Raw genomic sequence first — 14,383 nt, forward strand, 5'->3', positions numbered from 1 at the left:
GGTCATCGTTTCATCGGGGAACTCACTCATCGCGCGCTCCCTTACGTACTATGGTCCAGCCCATACGGTTCAGTTCGTACAGAACGCGGTCAACGCGCTCGCCGGGAGAAACACCATGCTTCTCTTTGCGAGCCATACCCTGCTGCTGAAGGGCCTCGAGCACATCGCACTTTATTTCTGTGTTTCTTATTACGTCACTCATCCCCGTTCCTCCGCATCCATGGCCGTGTCGATGCTGTGGCGAATATCTGTGAGGTCAGCGGGAAGTGATTTCTGATATCGCGCTAAAGCGACATCTTTCCAGCGCCCGTAAGAAGCATGCTCTCCGACGACAATGTCTTGTTCTCCAAGCCAGTTAATCCGATCCGTATCCGTCCGCCCGCTCATGCCGGGTCTCCTGCAGGCTTACATGTCTGCGCTTTTTCAAACGCGGCTATGGCTTGTTCAACTCGACATTCTGCACTCGTGAGAGCATTGATTCGCTCTTGTGCCATCAGCATGTTTCGCTGTTCTTCAGCGATCTGGATGCGTATGGCGCGGGTAGCCGCTTCCATGACATTCTTGTCCATCATACCCCTCCCTCGCGTGTGAGCATCAAGCCGTAGCCAGACCGCGCTGCACGTCGAAGCCCTTCTTTCCCTTGCTGCCCCATCGCCATTAAGGCAATTCCACCCTGCGGGCTCTTTGCAACCGTTCCATCCGTCTGGACAAACTTGGTTTTCCCGCAAGGGAACAGAATGGCATCCATCCAAGGAGCGTAATCATGGAACCATCCGGCGCTAGTCAGGGCATTGACCAGCACAATACCGTTCCCGTGCGCCACGAAACGCTTTAGCCACGGCACAATGCCATTCCGTCCGCCAAAGGGCGGATTGAGCCAGACAAAGCCGTCCCATGGCTGGGTCAGGCCATCCTCATCGGGCGTGAAGAACTGGTTCGCTGGAACGCAAATATGCGTCCTGTCAGTCGGTGAGCATGGGTCTAAATCGAAACGGCATCCAAGAGCGGAAAAGACCTCGGGCGGTGTGTAATGCTCGTCTGTCTTCCCGGCACGCAGAGGGAATGACTGGCTCATGACTGATCTCCATCGCGCGTGAGGGCGGCGATCTTGAGCCGGACTTCCGTAGGTATGTTCTCGACGAGTTTAGGCCCTAAGAGGGCACTTGCATTCAGCCCGCACTCGATCAAAGCACCCCTCAGGCTGTCCCGTTCCGCCTCCAACTCCGCAATCCGTGCTTCCAGCGCGGCGACGTTGGCGGGATGGGCGTAGAGGACGCGTTTATGTTCTGGATCGCGCTCGTCTTCTTCCCATTCCGATTTCTTGCAATCAAACCAACCGTAGTAATCACCACGGTAGACCTGATAGACAGGCTCCTGCCCCTCCGCATCCTTCCGGCGCTGTTCCGCCGCGCCATCTTCAAAGCATTTCCGGGCGTAACGCGCCAATTTCGGCAGGTCGTGCGGGGACAAACCAAGAGCGCGCATGATTTCTAGAGCCATTGCTTCGCCATATTCACGTTTCTGTTCGGTCTGGCTCATCGGTAGTGCCCCATGTCATCGCGGTCGGGATTGAAGTCGTCATGATCGTTCGTGAGCCAGCGCCATAGTTCACGGATGCAGCCAGCCGCGAACTGGATCGGGCGGAAGAGAGTGGTCATCACCATGTGATCCTCTGTGCCCAATCGTCGAAATTTTCGTCATGGCCCGAGTCTGGCTCGGTGAAGAACTGGCGGATTTTCTTGAGGAGGCTCTTCATTTCGCGGCGCTCCGGATGGCTTCGAGTGAACCTTCACGGTTGATCCACGAGCACTCACCCGGCTTTGCCTCCACCGGATTTTGCGCGATGTCCCAGATGCCGGGAACGCTATTAAGTCCCCGTTCGGCATGGTACCGATACCAATTAGTATCCGGTCCGGACGTTGCCGCCATACTGCAAAGCACGCCCCTCATGCGTTCATACCCAACTGCGAGAGAGCGGATCAGGGCGTCATTCTCCTCCCTCTCCGCCGCCACAGCATCGGCAATGGCTTCCTTAAGATCGGATGGCGTTACAGTACTCGCGAGATAGGAATATCCAGCACCATCGGCATTTGGTGCGCCGAGATTAAAGCCGCAGTCTGGATCAGCTTTCCAAGCCTCTATGCGCCAGTCCCACCACATCGGAATGGGATGCTCTGAACCATCGCAATTCAGTAAATGCCAAGCATCACGATCACGCCCAAACACGGGAAATCCATCCCACTTCACAGCTTCACTCACCTCAAACCCTCCCCGGCCGAGAGCCGGCCGCAAGATGGAGCAGGATCACGAGGGCCAGTGCCTCGCAGAGGGTAGGTATTAAAGAAGTCATCACGCGCTCCACTTCTCAGCATTCAGCAGGCCGCACTCGCGGCGGATTTCGTTGTCGTCATGTCGGAGGTCTGAGAGGCACGGCAGGGCCGCCGCACGCTCGATCCGCTCCATGAGGAAGGACCGTGCAATCACGTCGCTCAGGTCCTCGTTGATCTCGCGGGGGTGGGTCATGCCGGCACCATGTCGTCTGCAGGCATATCGCTTTCGTTGAGAGCTTCAGCCTTCGAAGTCACCGCGGCCTGCAGTCCAGCGAGGCGCGGGTGACCGTTTTCGGTCAGGGATGCGATCGCCTTCTTGTAGTTGTCGGTTCCCGTGACGTTCTGCAAATCCTGAAGGGTTGCGGCCTTCTCGACTGCTGCCAGCCGACCATCAATCCACGCTGCCCACCGGTCGGCAGGCGCTTCCCGCTGTTCCGGCTGAATTCGCAGCGGCTTGACCGTGTAGAGCTTCTTGCTCCCCCGCGTGACCTGCAGGGCAAGCGGCGTATCCTGCGTGATATCGGTCATGTGGCTGATGCGGATGCCGCCAACAGCGATCCCGCCGAACTTGACCGACGGCTCACGGAACAGGGTCATACCCTTTCCCGCATATGCCTTCCCGTCCTTACCCCAGACGTTCACCAGAACGCGGCGCATCGACTTGCACGGATAGTAAGGCTTACCGTTGCATCCCTCATAAAAGATGGCAATCGGCTGGTCTGCGTTGCCTTCGCGCACATCCTGAATGCGCACCGTCAGCGGGCCGCCCATCAGATCGTCAGCATTCAACTGATCTGACTTGGCGATGATGGTTTTCGACAGATCGACCATCAGAGAACAATCTCCTCTTCCATGCTGCGCCGTTCCGTTTCCAGGAACCGCAGATCAGGGCTTTTCAGGGCTGTTTCGTATTCAGCGCGCTTGGCCGCGATCTCGCCTTCAAAGGCTATCGCGGCATCAATCAGCGCGTCCTGCATCACTGGATCCGGATAGACACGGCGGATCATCATCTTGCCGCCGCCCATGGCCGGGAAACTGATGAAGTCGAGCCACTTCCGGCCTGATACCAACAGGCCGGTCTGGATCTGAGCCATGTATTCGGTCGGGACTTCCCCACCGCAGATCACGCCGAGCTGCAGGCCGTGAGCGCGTGACTTGCATTCCAGTAGGCCGTCGTCACCAACCAAGCCGTCTGGTGAGTATCCGATCGTGAAACCAAACCGGTCCTCAGCCATGAAACCAACCTCAGACACCGGGGCGATGTTCTGGGCGTAGAGTAGCTTGGCCTCGATCTCGTCTTCATGACCGCGCTGCATCGCGAAGGTCTGGGGCACTTCCTCAACCACGCCACTGATGCGCTGCGCCAGAAGATCCAGAACCAGTCGGCGCGCGGCCTCGTTCTTGGCGGCCTTCCCGGTCGGGGTCAGCAGCTTGCCGATCACGCTTGCCGTCAGAACGCCGCAACGTGCCTGCAGCCATTCGTCTGTGCCCTGCTCGAGGTCGGTGTAGACGCGGAGTGTCATGCCACCCCCCGCGTTTCCATCATGATGAAGGCCAGACCGGCATGCACTGCGCCGAGCGTCCGCATGACCTGTTTCACGTCGGGGCGTTCGTAGATCTCGTTCAGCCGCGTCAGCGCCGACGTCTTCACGTCCCGAGCCACACGACGGTCATTTTCCAGCGGCGCGATAATCGCCTGATTGCTGTGGTAAGTGATCAGGCTCTCAAGGTTCAGGATCTCCCGCCGTACCGCAGGCGGAAAGAACTCCAGTTCACCAGACGCACTTCGGGCGTTTGCTGTTTCACGCATTTCAGAAATTCCTGTGGTTTACTTGCTTGTCAGGCGGCGATTGCGGATGTGTTTTCAGTCGTTTCGAAGCGGCGACTTGCGAAGCGAAGTTCTGCCAACATGTCGAACCACTGGCTGTCGGTCATGCTGCCATCATCAAGAGCTTCGGCATTGTCTTCGAGGATGGCGCATGCCTTGCTCAGTGCTGCTGCGGTCGGGTTCTGGGGCATTACGCTGCCTCCTGAACTATTCGGCGCATCGGGGCGCGCTCAAGCTGGCGGATCTGGGCAATCGTGGTGTCACGATGCCATTCCAGCCGCGCCACAGCCGTCGGATCAGCCGCAATCTCGGTGTCGATACGGGACAGTTTGTTCTTCAGCGCGGTCAGTGTCGCGCTATCGCCAGAGCCCGGACGCCAATGGGCATCAAACGCACTCTGTGAGAAATTGTCAGGCAGGTTCGCCATTGTGGTTCTCCCTCGCCGCTTCGTGCGGTGTGAGAGAACCTTATGCGGGGATTATACCGCACGTCAATAACTATTTTGGGGATATCCCCGCATATCCTAATAAAAAGAGACCCGGCTCTCTGTCAGCTCACGGGCTGAGGTGGCTCCTGCATGGGTGGAGGGGCCTCGCCCGGTGGCGGATACGGATTAGGGTATGGCGGTCCGGGCGGGTGTGGCGGCGGTGCTGGTGGCTGACCGCAGGCTGTTCGAATGTCGGGCATAGTCATCTCCAATGGCGGGTGACGATTATTCAAAGCCTGTTCGGCGCGCGGGTTTAGTTTGGGTAAAAAGAAACCCGGCCGGAGCCGGGTGGGGTTAGGCTAACTGAGCAATATTTCTGGGTAGTCCCTTATCAACATCGATAAGGATGGCCCCGGAGCTCTGAAGAAGCGCCAGATCATCCGACTTCCAGATAGTATCTATTCCCTCCAACGCCATCGCCATAAAGGCTGGCTTCTTGTTGGCATGAGAAATATCCGAGAACTTCGTATATGCAGGATAGATGGAAGCCATAAACGGCGTAACGACTTCAAATGCAGCGTACTGTTTCTGGGGTAACGCCACTATAGTTGAGACTTCGTACGTTTTGTTCAGGCCGCGAACTCTCGAGCCACGTTCAATGCGCTTCTCTCCAAAAGCATCCTTAAGCATGCTGTGCAGCTTTTCTTCGACAGCCTCTGCTCGTCCGTGAACCGCATCGGCTGCGAACATCTTCTCTACCCATGCCTGAGATGCATTTGCCACCAATAACACTGAGCCAATGATCTGATCGTGAGAAGAGCATTCCACTCGCCACTCGCCCGCAAGATACGAAACGCCAAAATTGCGCTTTATTGCATCCGCCCGCCTTGCCGCCGAGCGTGGCGAAGGAGTCATTAAATGGTCCCGAAGAACACTCCATCCATCCCCTGCATCCGTAACCGTCCATGAGTGTTCTCCGGTACGGAATAACGTGACACCTACACCTTGCCCATCCGCGTAAAGACAATGCGTCTGGATGCGAACAGCATCCCCCCGCAATTCAATGCCCGAAAAAACCGGCCTCAAAAGTTCGGCAACGTCTACAAAGGTGCTCATATTATAACCCAAGCGTCGGCTGGAATTCCGGTTCCGGCACAACTCCCTGTATGTTCATAGCCTTTAAGGCGTAACGTATAGCCTGGGCTGCATCCACTAAATTCTCATCGACAGGTGAGGCTATCTCTCTCCACTTATCATGAGGGAGTACGCGGTTATTTCCCCACGCATATCTCCGACTGATACGGGCAGCAAAATATTGCCGGTGAAGACTTTGCGGCGCCCACTCCGGCGCCTTGTTGGTATGCGAGTTACGGGGAAGGTAACTAAGCCTCTCAAGAGGAATTTTTTCGACCGCAAGAGTAAGGTTTAACCAACCGACTAGACCATCGCTCGCGGCATGACCATGCAGCTTGAGACCATTCAATGGCTCGTCATTAAGACGAAGGGTCGCAGAAAATGAAAATGCGCTGGATGGCCTATCCTCGTTGCTCCAATTTACCCGTCCCGAGATCTGCTTTGGGGTAAGTAGAATTGTATCAAGTGCACACAGGGACGCCTCAGTCATAGCTTTTCATCATCCCACCCTCACTTCCAAGTCCACTTCCCAACGACGCGGCTCACGAGAAGGAAGCCTTCGGGTTTGGCTGATAGCTACCAACTACAAGCGCCTGGATCGCCACGTCCGGCACCCCTGCGCTGTCCTGACCATCTTGCGGCGGCAAGATGACGGGCGTCTGAAATGCCGGATCCCAACTCTGGGGCCATAGGATCACCGTTCCGTCATCCCTGATCTGGACGGCCTTTACCGTAGCTTCATACTGATCCGTCTTGCTGCATCGCTGCACAGCAACCACGAAGTCACCTGTCTTGGGCAAACGGCCCAGATCACCGAAATTGATGACCACGACCACGGAGCCTTCCGGGAAGACCTTGTTCATGGACTGGCCACAGACTTTCAGGCCGTAGCGGTGAAAGCCCTGATAGGCCGTGTCGATCGGAACGGTGATCGCGTACCAATCCACAGCAGGCCACTCGATGGCTTCGCGCCAGACGCCTGCCTGTACGTCGCCTCGGACTTCGATTTGTGTGGTGTGGATAGGCTCAAGCGGCGTTTTCTGCCCCTCAAGAACCTCCACAAGCGAAGCGGGCGAGACTTCAAGAACCTGCGCGAGTGCTGCCAACTTATCAGACCTCGGCGGATGTCCGCGCCTTCTCATATCCCGAATGAAGTCCACACCAACGGCAGGATTGATCTCGCGCGCCTTAAGGCAGGCCTTCCGATCTGAAAGGCCCTTGGCAGCAAGGAGTACGTCAATCTTTGCGAGAAGGCTTTCAACACTCATACGGGAATTATCCCGTTTCCCGCGCGATCAGTCATCCGGTTATATCCCCGCACTTTTTGCTTGACGTATGCGGGCATATCCCCGCAATAATGTTTTATGACCCCTACCGATCAGCTTCTGGCGCTTTCGAAAAGCTACTGCGACTTGCGTGGCATTTCCGAACGCACAGCGTCAGGCATCATCTTTCGTGACAGTCGGACCATTGTTCGCGTGAAGGCGGGTGGAAGCCTGACCCTCAAGAGCTTCGAACGGGCCATCAACTGGTTCCGCGAGAACTGGCCGGACAACGCCGAATGGCCTGCTGGTGTTGATCGCCAGCCCCTCCCCACCCGCGCCAAGCGGAAGGAGGCGGCCAATGCTTAAAGGTCTCGTCAGCCCTGAAGACTCTCGGGAATTTATCGCTCGTCCTTCAGTTTGTAATGCTGGGCAAGCATCTTATCGGCACCAAAGCGGATCGCTTCGGACACTCTCGCTTGCGCTTCGTAAATTCGGTCGTTGGGCGTTCCTTCTCGGAAGGACTGCATCTTTGTCAGCATCATCTCTAAAATCTCTACCTGTCGGTCGTCCCCGACTGCCATTGCGGCGATCATGTTGCCAAGTTGAGTGCAGGCATACGAGATCATGTAATATTCGAGGGATTTTTCCTCAGGCATCCAGTTCATCCTCTGTAGTGGCAGATGGTGAAAGCGGGGACTCCGTTGCCGCCGATCCCCGCAATGACGCTACGCCCGATACTTCCGTGAAGGGAGTCCGGGACGATGCTTGATTTCGCGTCATGCGCATTCGCCGCCTTGTCCTTCGCCACGTTCATCCGCGCGCATTTTGCCGGGAGGGTCGCACAATGACGGCGCGCTACGACTGGACACCTCACCTTCCCGAGGTCGAGGCGATGTTGCGAGCCGGGAAGACCCGCCGCGAGATCGCTACCCAACTCGGGGTGAAGGAAACCTCCCTCTCCTCGATGATTGGTCGTCATGGCCTTGCGGGCCTGTCGCCGAACGGCAGCGCAACGGGTGGCTCGTCTCCGCAGAACACGCACAACCGCATCGATTGGGCCCCGCTGATGCCGACGCTCTTTGAGATGATGGAGCGCAATGAAAGCGCTGGCACCATTGCGAAGGCCTTGGGTGTTTCGCCTGCCTCCCTGTCGGCCGCGATGGAGCGGCAGGTTCCTAAGGCTATCCGCACCAAATGGAAGAAAGCCCGTCAGGAAGCGACGCACCCGAAGAAGGAACGTGCCGAGCCGGTCCTGCGGGGGCCGCTTGAGCCGTTTTCGGATGTTTCGTGGCGTGCGTTGTTCGGTGGTTATGCGCCTCCTGTTCCGGACTGTGCGTTCGGTCGGGACCGCGGGCTGCACTGAGCCTCACCCCCAGATGTCCGCTCCAACCAACATCGCCAGTTTGAGCGCCAAGTGGTCTTTGACCTCCTGCGGCTGCCGACTGTGCAGAGCGCCCCAGAGCTGGGCATCCCTGCACAGTGCGACGGCAAGATGCGGCGTATCCGCATCGATCTCGAATTGTGGTGTCTGGGGCGGGTCTCCTTCCATCGTGGTTGCTCCTTCTCTGCTCGGTGACACGGCAGAGAATGGAGGAACAAGATGCGTAAAAGTAGGTGGATTTGTCCCCGAAATTTTCGGGAGGACCGCATGAGCACTGTGACTGCTGCTGCCTATTCCGAAACCGTTACGGAAGTGCTGCGGCGCAAATACGGCCCGCTGCGTCATTCCGCGAAATTACTCGCGCAGGCGGTCGGCTCGACCCCGCGCACCGTCCAAAACTGGCTGGATGGAACCAACGCCCCGCGCGGCGCTGAACTCATCCGCCTCATGCAGGAATGCGACGAGCTGGCAGACGAAATCTTCCGGCTCGTCAGGGAGGGGAAATGCCCTGGTTCAAAATTACACGTGGACGGTTCGGTTTCGGGAGAAACCCCGGACCTCCTCCGTCATATCGCCTGACGTGGGTTCATCTCGTGTTCAAAGATTGGGATGCCTACGAGGCCTATGTCGCGGCGAAGTTTGAGAAGTATGAGCGCGCGCTGAAGGCTGCTCACACTGCGCTTTGTGAGGAGTTGCGGAAGTGAGCGAGCGCCTAGACCGAATGGATGTGTTCCGCATTCTTCGCGAGACAATCAAGGGTAAGTACGGAAATCAGCGTACTTTTGCAGAACGGATGGGGTGTACGCCTCAATACGTTTCTGACGTCATGAATGGACGGCGCGACATTCCTGCGGCGTTTTTGAAAGCGTGCGGAGTACGTCAAATCACGTACTTTACGCGGGGGGATGTGATCGATGCGTAAGATCACCTTCACCCTCCCTGCGCCGTTCCCGCTTGTGAACCGTACGAGCGGCTACAGTCATTTCACAGCAGCTCGTCAGAAGAACCAGATGCAACGTGAAGTAGTCGCTGTGGCTTATCATCTGCGCCCGTCTGTGCCGTTTGAGCGGGCGCATGTCCTGATCGAGCGCCACTCTGTCGGAACGCCTGATACGGACAATCTGGTGGGCTCTGCCAAGCGTCTAATCGACTGCCTGACGACACCTTGCCCGCTTGTTGTGCGGACGCCAGGCGCTCGTCAGCGCATCAAGAACAAGCGCGGGCTGGGCTTTATCGTGGACGATGGGCCGAAGCATCTCGTACTTGATGTGAAGGCCGTGAAGTGTCGCCTGTGCGAACAGAGGACGGTCGTTACGATCACCGAAATTGTGGGCGCAGAGGTGGCGGCATGAGCGCACGCAGATGGGCAAAATTTTGGTGGCAAGACTGGCAACGCGATCCGGCGCTGCGAATGTGCTCCCTCGCAGCGCGCGGCGCTTGGATCGAAATGCTGTGCTTGATGGCCGACGCTGATCCGGTCGGACACCTGCTGGTCAACGGACGATCGCCGAACATGCGACAGCTCTCCGCTGTGCTCGGATGCTCTGAACGCGAGGCAACCAAGCTGGTGGCGGAACTCGAAGAAAACGGAGTTTTTAGCCGTTCCGAAGATGACACCATCTTCAGCCGCCGTATGGTCAGGGATAAGGCTATCAGCGATGAAGCCGCTGCCAACGGTAAGAAAGGGGGTAATCCCAACATTACCGGAAAGGGAAAGCGCAAGGTTAAGGGTGAAGACGCAGAGGGGTTAACCCCCTCCCTTAAGGCAAACGCAACCCCTCCCCTTAAACACCAAGAAACAGAAGCAGAAGCAGATACAGAAAGAACACTCTCACTTCGTTCGAGTGAACGCGCGCAAAATCCGAAATCGGAAAAACCAAAACGGGCTTGCCGCCTCCCTGTCGACTGGAAGCCATCGCCGGAGATGGCTGAATTTGCCCGATCAAACGGCGTCGATCCTGAGCGAACAGCGGCAGTTTTCCGGGATTATTGGGTTGGTGTTCCCGACCCCAAGGGCCGCAAAGTCGACTGGAACGCGACGTGGCGGAACTGGGTTCGGCGTGAGGACAGCATGCAGCCAAACCCGCAGCGGACTGCGCCTTCCGAGCGCCGAATTGCCGTCAACGCTGCATGGGCCGGAGTGCCCGATATCGAGGGAGTTTGAGCCATGAGCATCGCAACCCATCGCCCCACAGCCGTCGTCATCGCCCCCACTTTCTCGCCAGCTTTCGGGGATCTCAAAGCCCTGATCGAGGCCAAGCGTGAGGGGTATCTCTGGCGGTCCGATCTTACGCCGGATCGCATCCGTGCCGTCCGCAAACAGCTCTCCGATGCCGAGCGCGCCTGCCTTCAACCCAACCCCGTCGTGGTCGCATCTTGGCTCAAGGGGCTGGCGCAACTGGTGAGCAACGGCCCTGCCGATCCCGATGAAGCCGCAACACGAACCCGAGCGATTTTTGAGGTCTGTTCCGACATTCCCGCTGGAGCCTGGACCCCAGCAACCCGCGTCGCATGGACCCGTCAGCCGCCGCGCAATGGTTATCCCGTCGGCTCTCGCTGGCCAGCACCGGGCGAACTCTACACCCACCTACTCCCGTTTGCTGAGGCAATCCGGGCTGAAGTGGCTGGGCTACGGGAGATCCTCGCAATGGCGGAAGCGCCGCGTGAGCCGGAGCGCAAGCGGCCGGATCGGGCAGAACTGGCTCGGGCTGGTGCTTTGGCTGATGCGGTTATCCGCGAGCTGCGTGCGGCAGGCGGCGAAATGGAGAGCCGGTCATGATGCGGCGAGACATCCCGGAGAACATGCACGGAGAGGTACCGCCTTTGGGCCCTGAGTGCGGTGTGGAATATCAGACGATACACGATGGGGTGGAAACGCCTGCAGGCGATGGCGATGCCTCTACGGCTTTGTTCGGGAATTATGGAACAATAAACAGCGAGGGCGGTGTTTTTCGTTATTCCTTAATCGAACCAAATGCAGTATTATTCATAAACTTATTTATGAATTGAGGATTATTTTTGTGTCTTTACTAGATGGCTTTGTTAACGGAAAAGAACAAGCAAAAAGACTCGAAGACATCTTGAGATTTGAAGGTGAATTAGATGGTCTCTTTTTGAAAAAAGAGACTGAATTGGGTGATACCTGTGATGCCGACACTATAGACAAAAAAATTGAACTCAAAAAGAAATGGTATGACTTTAAGAAAATATGCTGGGAAATGGAAAATGCAAGATTAAACAGATCGCTAGCTGAATTTGCGGCGCTATTTTCTGCTGCTGGATTTCTTATTCCCTACTGGACCTATAATTTCTCGGTCATCCAGAAAAATGATCCCAACGTGAACCATTGGTTAGCTATAGGAGTCACAATTTTGGCCGTGATCACAGGCGCGTGTTATATTTATAAGTTCGTAAAATCACATAATATTGTCGCAAAATTAGCTCGCTTCACAAAAAAGAAAGAGCAACCCGCCGACCAAAAAAATATATCTACCTAAAAACCGCCCCGAAAGGCGGCTCCATAGTCAGGCTGCTTCCAGCGACCGGGCAGCGCCCTTCCCTGTTTTTACCGAGGTGGCGCAGGGCACTGGCACATACCGCCCAAGCACCTTCACCTGTAGAAATTCCGGCACTCTGGCGGAGTAGAAACCAGACACATACGGAATGAGTGCACTGCGTATGCGGGCCAGCCGTGCCCGGTCCTCTGGATGGTTTTTCGCGATGGGCGCGACATAGATCTCGCCTTTCGTCCCAATGACCACGGCTTCCGTTCCCGGTTCGAGATCGTAGTCCGTTGCGTCAAAGCACAGCATCTCACCCTCGACCATGACCGCGCCTGTAACCCGTGCGTCCTGCCGGGTGGCCAGCGCGTTCATGACGCTGGCTCCGGCTTCTTGGCGAAAGGGCGCGCCTCCATCTGCATCAGGTCCGGATCAATCTTCGCACCCGGCACGATCTGAGCCAGTTTTGCGAGACCCTTAGGCAGAACTTTCACCGTATCGCGGGTCTTTTCCTCGCCGTTCGGGCCCGTGTAGGTGGCGATCTTGTGCCAGAGATACCCGGCGTCGATTTTGGCTTGATAGGCCAGCCAGTTCTTGCCGTTGTTCCGGCGATAGATCCACTGCGACGTGGCCATGAACGCAATCAGCGCCTTGGGCTTCACTTGCAGGATCTTTGCCGCTTCCGTCAGGCCGTATGATCCATCGGCCGTGCTGATGCGGTCGAGGGCGGCGGCTTTGGGGGCGGCAAGAGCCAACTGCTCCCGCTGCTTTTCCACAACCGATTGAAGACCAGTCAGCGCACGAAGGGCAAGCTGTTCAGGCGTCTCCGGGGGAGCGATCTCACCACGTTTGAACGCTGCAAACTGCGTGACAATCTCAATGGTGATCTTCGTCGCCGCTGTCGTCTCAGACTTGGCAGTGATGAAGAGGGCCTGTTCTTCATTGAGATAGTGTTCGATCACGGTGTGTCCACCGGTTTCCGGGCGACGCGCCACCGTGGCGCATCGACCCATCCGGCAAAGTTCTGCCTCATACCGCTTGATCAGCTTGCGAATATCGCGCGGACGATCGAAACCCAGGCACGTTGCAAGATCGGTGTCGAGGATACGCAGTTCGCCATCGTGCATGGCGGGAGCGATTACGTTTGAGCCTTCAACGGCTTTCGTGATAACGTCTGACATTGCAGTGTAATCCTTATTCACTGGTTAGAGGCATCGGACTTGCTTCCTACGGCGGGGTCCGATGCCTTTTCTTTTTCCATTTCCTGCCGAAGCAAGAACGTGATGTGCGCACCCATAGTGCGCTCCTGCTGTTTCGCGCGACGTTGAAGGAAATCCTTCACGCTTTGCTCAAGTCGGATGTGGATTTGGGGGTCTCGTATGGTCATGGCTCCTGCTACCATTTTGGTATAAATCACTAATACCAATTTGGTATCATTGCCGTCAATACCAAATTGGTACACCGTCAAAAAATGACAAAAAACGAGTCTCAGATCCATGTTCGAGTACCAGACGACCTAAAGTCTCACCTGGAGGAATCTGCCAAAAATTCTGGCCGCTCGTTGAATGCAGAGGTAGTCAAAAGACTGGAAGCATCAGTCTCGTTAGATGCTATCCCTACAAACATGGCTGAATTTGATGCTCAATATCTTGAGGCGGCTGAGATGTATGTAATGGTTGCGGATGATGCATCTGTGATGCGGCTATTATCAAAACGATTTTTAAATAGAGAAAAATAATCCTTTTGGGGAATTTCTATTCCGAAACCGTCATATTAATAATATATTATATAATTAAGGATTTCTTCTGTTGAAAAGAATATTCAAATACATTTCATGTATTTTTTTCTCTATATTTTGCCTCGGTATAATCGGGCAATTAATTTCTCCAACAAAAAATTTTAATAATAATAGCGCAGCACAGCCGCGTCCTGATGTTGAAGAAAATAACTCCTCTCTCTTCGGGCAAAATAATCTGACTTCCGTTCAAAATAACGCAGTCAGGTCAGCGATAAATTACTTAAACATGTCTGGTTTTTCACGAGCTGGTCTTATCCATCAACTATCTTCTGATGCTGGAGATGGTTACCCAGTAGCCGATGCTACTGTCGCACTGGACAGCTTGGCTGTAGACTGGAATGAAAATGCAGTCCGGTCTGCCAAACAGTACCTTGAAGTGTCAGGATTCTCCTGTAAGGGCCTGATTCACCAATTGTCTTCAACAGCTGGGGATAAATATACACTAGGCCAGGCAACTTACGGCGCCCATAAAGCCGGAGCGTGCGGGCCAACGTGAAAGGTTCCCTCCCCCCGCATATTGTGGTTTGGAAAACTCCGCGACGAAAATGCATCTTTGCGTACCGGTTAACCCAAAAGGCCAGCATGTCCCACTACATAGAAACATGCTCGTGGGAAATGAGGTCATGGCCCTCCCCTAGTATCTGAACCCTTGGGCGGAAGTGCGGAGGTTGCGCGCCCAGTTGCGCAGCGAGAGCGATCATTATTCAGAACGGCATGCAG

29 protein-coding genes are annotated in these 14,383 nt (G+C 55.9%); 9 read left to right on the plus strand and 20 right to left on the minus strand.

The window, feature by feature from the left end:
- Positions 1-22: 22 nt before the first annotated feature.
- The 15 genes from HKD21_RS10165 to HKD21_RS10230 all read right to left on the minus strand — a co-directional run bounded on the left by HKD21_RS10165 (position 23) and on the right by HKD21_RS10230 (position 6,987).
- The gene (locus HKD21_RS10165) at positions 23-202 is read right to left on the minus strand and encodes a hypothetical protein (protein WP_194255588.1); all 180 of its coding nucleotides are present in this window, start codon (positions 200-202) and stop codon (positions 23-25) included.
- Complete coding sequence (locus tag HKD21_RS10170; protein WP_194255589.1) at positions 199-387, minus strand: hypothetical protein; 189 nt, start codon at positions 385-387, stop codon at positions 199-201. The genes HKD21_RS10165 and HKD21_RS10170 overlap by 4 nt, the downstream gene beginning before the upstream one ends.
- Entirely contained in the window at positions 384-572 is a 189-nt protein-coding gene (locus HKD21_RS10175; RefSeq protein WP_194255590.1) for a hypothetical protein, read from the minus strand. Before HKD21_RS10175 ends, HKD21_RS10170 begins: the two co-directional genes overlap by 4 nt.
- On the minus strand, positions 569-1,075 hold the full coding sequence (locus HKD21_RS10180) for a DNA N-6-adenine-methyltransferase (protein WP_194255591.1): 507 nt from the start codon (positions 1,073-1,075) through the stop codon (positions 569-571). Before HKD21_RS10180 ends, HKD21_RS10175 begins: the two co-directional genes overlap by 4 nt.
- Positions 1,072-1,539, minus strand: coding sequence for a hypothetical protein (locus HKD21_RS10185; protein ID WP_194255592.1), 468 nt, complete (start codon positions 1,537-1,539; stop codon positions 1,072-1,074). Before HKD21_RS10185 ends, HKD21_RS10180 begins: the two co-directional genes overlap by 4 nt.
- Positions 1,536-1,658, minus strand: a complete 123-nt coding sequence (locus HKD21_RS14505; RefSeq protein WP_265588985.1) for a hypothetical protein — start codon at positions 1,656-1,658, stop codon at positions 1,536-1,538. Before HKD21_RS14505 ends, HKD21_RS10185 begins: the two co-directional genes overlap by 4 nt.
- A gap of 94 nt (positions 1,659-1,752) precedes the next feature.
- Positions 1,753-2,259 (minus strand): Rossmann-fold NAD(P)-binding domain-containing protein, encoded by a 507-nt coding sequence (locus HKD21_RS10190; RefSeq protein ID WP_194255593.1) that lies wholly within the window; start codon positions 2,257-2,259, stop codon positions 1,753-1,755.
- A 90-nt stretch (positions 2,260-2,349) separates the two neighbouring features.
- Positions 2,350-2,523, minus strand: a complete 174-nt coding sequence (locus HKD21_RS10195; protein WP_155720898.1) for a hypothetical protein — start codon at positions 2,521-2,523, stop codon at positions 2,350-2,352.
- Entirely contained in the window at positions 2,520-3,161 is a 642-nt protein-coding gene (locus tag HKD21_RS10200; protein WP_194255594.1) for a hypothetical protein, read from the minus strand. The genes HKD21_RS10195 and HKD21_RS10200 overlap by 4 nt, the downstream gene beginning before the upstream one ends.
- Positions 3,161-3,853, minus strand: a complete 693-nt coding sequence (locus tag HKD21_RS10205; protein WP_194255595.1) for a lambda exonuclease family protein — start codon at positions 3,851-3,853, stop codon at positions 3,161-3,163. Before HKD21_RS10205 ends, HKD21_RS10200 begins: the two co-directional genes overlap by 1 nt.
- Complete coding sequence (locus tag HKD21_RS10210; protein WP_194255596.1) at positions 3,850-4,140, minus strand: hypothetical protein; 291 nt, start codon at positions 4,138-4,140, stop codon at positions 3,850-3,852. Before HKD21_RS10210 ends, HKD21_RS10205 begins: the two co-directional genes overlap by 4 nt.
- 29 nt (positions 4,141-4,169) lie before the next feature.
- Positions 4,170-4,349, minus strand: coding sequence for a hypothetical protein (locus HKD21_RS10215; protein WP_194255597.1), 180 nt, complete (start codon positions 4,347-4,349; stop codon positions 4,170-4,172).
- Positions 4,349-4,585, minus strand: a complete 237-nt coding sequence (locus tag HKD21_RS10220) for a hypothetical protein (RefSeq protein WP_194255598.1) — start codon at positions 4,583-4,585, stop codon at positions 4,349-4,351. The genes HKD21_RS10215 and HKD21_RS10220 overlap by 1 nt, the downstream gene beginning before the upstream one ends.
- Before the next feature lie 354 nt (positions 4,586-4,939).
- Complete coding sequence (locus HKD21_RS10225; protein ID WP_194255599.1) at positions 4,940-5,701, minus strand: hypothetical protein; 762 nt, start codon at positions 5,699-5,701, stop codon at positions 4,940-4,942.
- A 560-nt stretch (positions 5,702-6,261) separates the two neighbouring features.
- Positions 6,262-6,987 carry a LexA family protein gene (locus HKD21_RS10230; protein WP_194255600.1) on the minus strand — a complete coding sequence of 242 codons (726 nt, stop codon included), beginning with the start codon at positions 6,985-6,987 and terminating at the stop codon, positions 6,262-6,264.
- 96 nt (positions 6,988-7,083) lie between these two features.
- Here HKD21_RS10230 and HKD21_RS10235 point away from each other — a divergent pair, with 96 nt between their 5' ends.
- Positions 7,084-7,350, plus strand: coding sequence for a hypothetical protein (locus tag HKD21_RS10235; protein WP_194255601.1), 267 nt, complete (start codon positions 7,084-7,086; stop codon positions 7,348-7,350).
- Positions 7,351-7,382: 32 nt separating this feature from the next.
- On the opposite strand, the gene HKD21_RS10240 is transcribed toward HKD21_RS10235, so the two are convergent.
- Positions 7,383-7,640 (minus strand): hypothetical protein, encoded by a 258-nt coding sequence (locus tag HKD21_RS10240; protein WP_194255602.1) that lies wholly within the window; start codon positions 7,638-7,640, stop codon positions 7,383-7,385.
- 188 nt (positions 7,641-7,828) lie between these two features.
- Here HKD21_RS10240 and HKD21_RS10245 point away from each other — a divergent pair, with 188 nt between their 5' ends.
- Positions 7,829-8,347 (plus strand): helix-turn-helix domain-containing protein, encoded by a 519-nt coding sequence (locus HKD21_RS10245; RefSeq protein ID WP_194255603.1) that lies wholly within the window; start codon positions 7,829-7,831, stop codon positions 8,345-8,347.
- A 3-nt stretch (positions 8,348-8,350) separates the two neighbouring features.
- Here HKD21_RS10245 and HKD21_RS10250 read toward each other — a convergent pair whose 3' ends face one another.
- The gene (locus tag HKD21_RS10250; protein WP_194255604.1) at positions 8,351-8,533 is read right to left on the minus strand and encodes a hypothetical protein; all 183 of its coding nucleotides are present in this window, start codon (positions 8,531-8,533) and stop codon (positions 8,351-8,353) included.
- A 99-nt stretch (positions 8,534-8,632) separates the two neighbouring features.
- Here HKD21_RS10250 and HKD21_RS10255 point away from each other — a divergent pair, with 99 nt between their 5' ends.
- The 5 genes from HKD21_RS10255 (at position 8,633) to HKD21_RS10280 (ending at position 11,862) form a co-directional block, all read left to right on the plus strand.
- Positions 8,633-8,944 (plus strand): helix-turn-helix domain-containing protein, encoded by a 312-nt coding sequence (locus HKD21_RS10255; protein ID WP_194255605.1) that lies wholly within the window; start codon positions 8,633-8,635, stop codon positions 8,942-8,944.
- A 335-nt stretch (positions 8,945-9,279) separates the two neighbouring features.
- Positions 9,280-9,717: a RusA family crossover junction endodeoxyribonuclease gene (locus HKD21_RS10265; RefSeq protein ID WP_194255607.1), complete on the plus strand. Its 438-nt coding sequence runs from the start codon at positions 9,280-9,282 to the stop codon at positions 9,715-9,717.
- Positions 9,714-10,529, plus strand: a complete 816-nt coding sequence (locus HKD21_RS10270; RefSeq protein WP_194255608.1) for a hypothetical protein — start codon at positions 9,714-9,716, stop codon at positions 10,527-10,529. The genes HKD21_RS10265 and HKD21_RS10270 overlap by 4 nt, the downstream gene beginning before the upstream one ends.
- A 3-nt stretch (positions 10,530-10,532) precedes the next feature.
- Positions 10,533-11,144, plus strand: a complete 612-nt coding sequence (locus tag HKD21_RS10275; RefSeq protein ID WP_194255609.1) for a hypothetical protein — start codon at positions 10,533-10,535, stop codon at positions 11,142-11,144.
- Between the two features lie 241 nt (positions 11,145-11,385).
- On the plus strand, positions 11,386-11,862 hold the full coding sequence (locus tag HKD21_RS10280; protein WP_194255610.1) for a hypothetical protein: 477 nt from the start codon (positions 11,386-11,388) through the stop codon (positions 11,860-11,862).
- Between the two features lie 27 nt (positions 11,863-11,889).
- On the opposite strand, the gene HKD21_RS10285 is transcribed toward HKD21_RS10280, so the two are convergent.
- Genes HKD21_RS10285 through HKD21_RS10295 form a run of 3 tightly spaced genes read right to left on the minus strand, consistent with a single transcriptional unit; the run spans position 11,890 to position 13,363 of the window.
- Positions 11,890-12,240 carry a hypothetical protein gene (locus HKD21_RS10285; protein ID WP_194255611.1) on the minus strand — a complete coding sequence of 117 codons (351 nt, stop codon included), beginning with the start codon at positions 12,238-12,240 and terminating at the stop codon, positions 11,890-11,892.
- Positions 12,237-13,046: a phage antirepressor KilAC domain-containing protein gene (locus HKD21_RS10290; RefSeq protein ID WP_194255612.1), complete on the minus strand. Its 810-nt coding sequence runs from the start codon at positions 13,044-13,046 to the stop codon at positions 12,237-12,239. The genes HKD21_RS10285 and HKD21_RS10290 overlap by 4 nt, the downstream gene beginning before the upstream one ends.
- Before the next feature lie 17 nt (positions 13,047-13,063).
- Positions 13,064-13,363, minus strand: a complete 300-nt coding sequence (locus HKD21_RS10295; protein ID WP_194255687.1) for a hypothetical protein — start codon at positions 13,361-13,363, stop codon at positions 13,064-13,066.
- Between HKD21_RS10295 and HKD21_RS14645 the strand changes: the two genes are divergently transcribed.
- Together HKD21_RS14645 and HKD21_RS10305 are read left to right on the plus strand one after the other, a co-directional pair.
- The gene (locus HKD21_RS14645; RefSeq protein WP_194255613.1) at positions 13,337-13,603 is read left to right on the plus strand and encodes an Arc family DNA-binding protein; all 267 of its coding nucleotides are present in this window, start codon (positions 13,337-13,339) and stop codon (positions 13,601-13,603) included. The two genes, HKD21_RS10295 and HKD21_RS14645, sit on opposite strands and share 27 nt — an antisense overlap.
- Positions 13,604-13,673: 70 nt before the next feature.
- Entirely contained in the window at positions 13,674-14,159 is a 486-nt protein-coding gene (locus tag HKD21_RS10305; protein ID WP_194255614.1) for an Ltp family lipoprotein, read from the plus strand.
- The last annotated feature ends 224 nt before the right edge of the window (positions 14,160-14,383 follow it).

The organism is Gluconobacter cerevisiae (genome assembly GCF_015244675.1).
Taxonomy (GTDB): domain Bacteria; phylum Pseudomonadota; class Alphaproteobacteria; order Acetobacterales; family Acetobacteraceae; genus Gluconobacter; species Gluconobacter cerevisiae.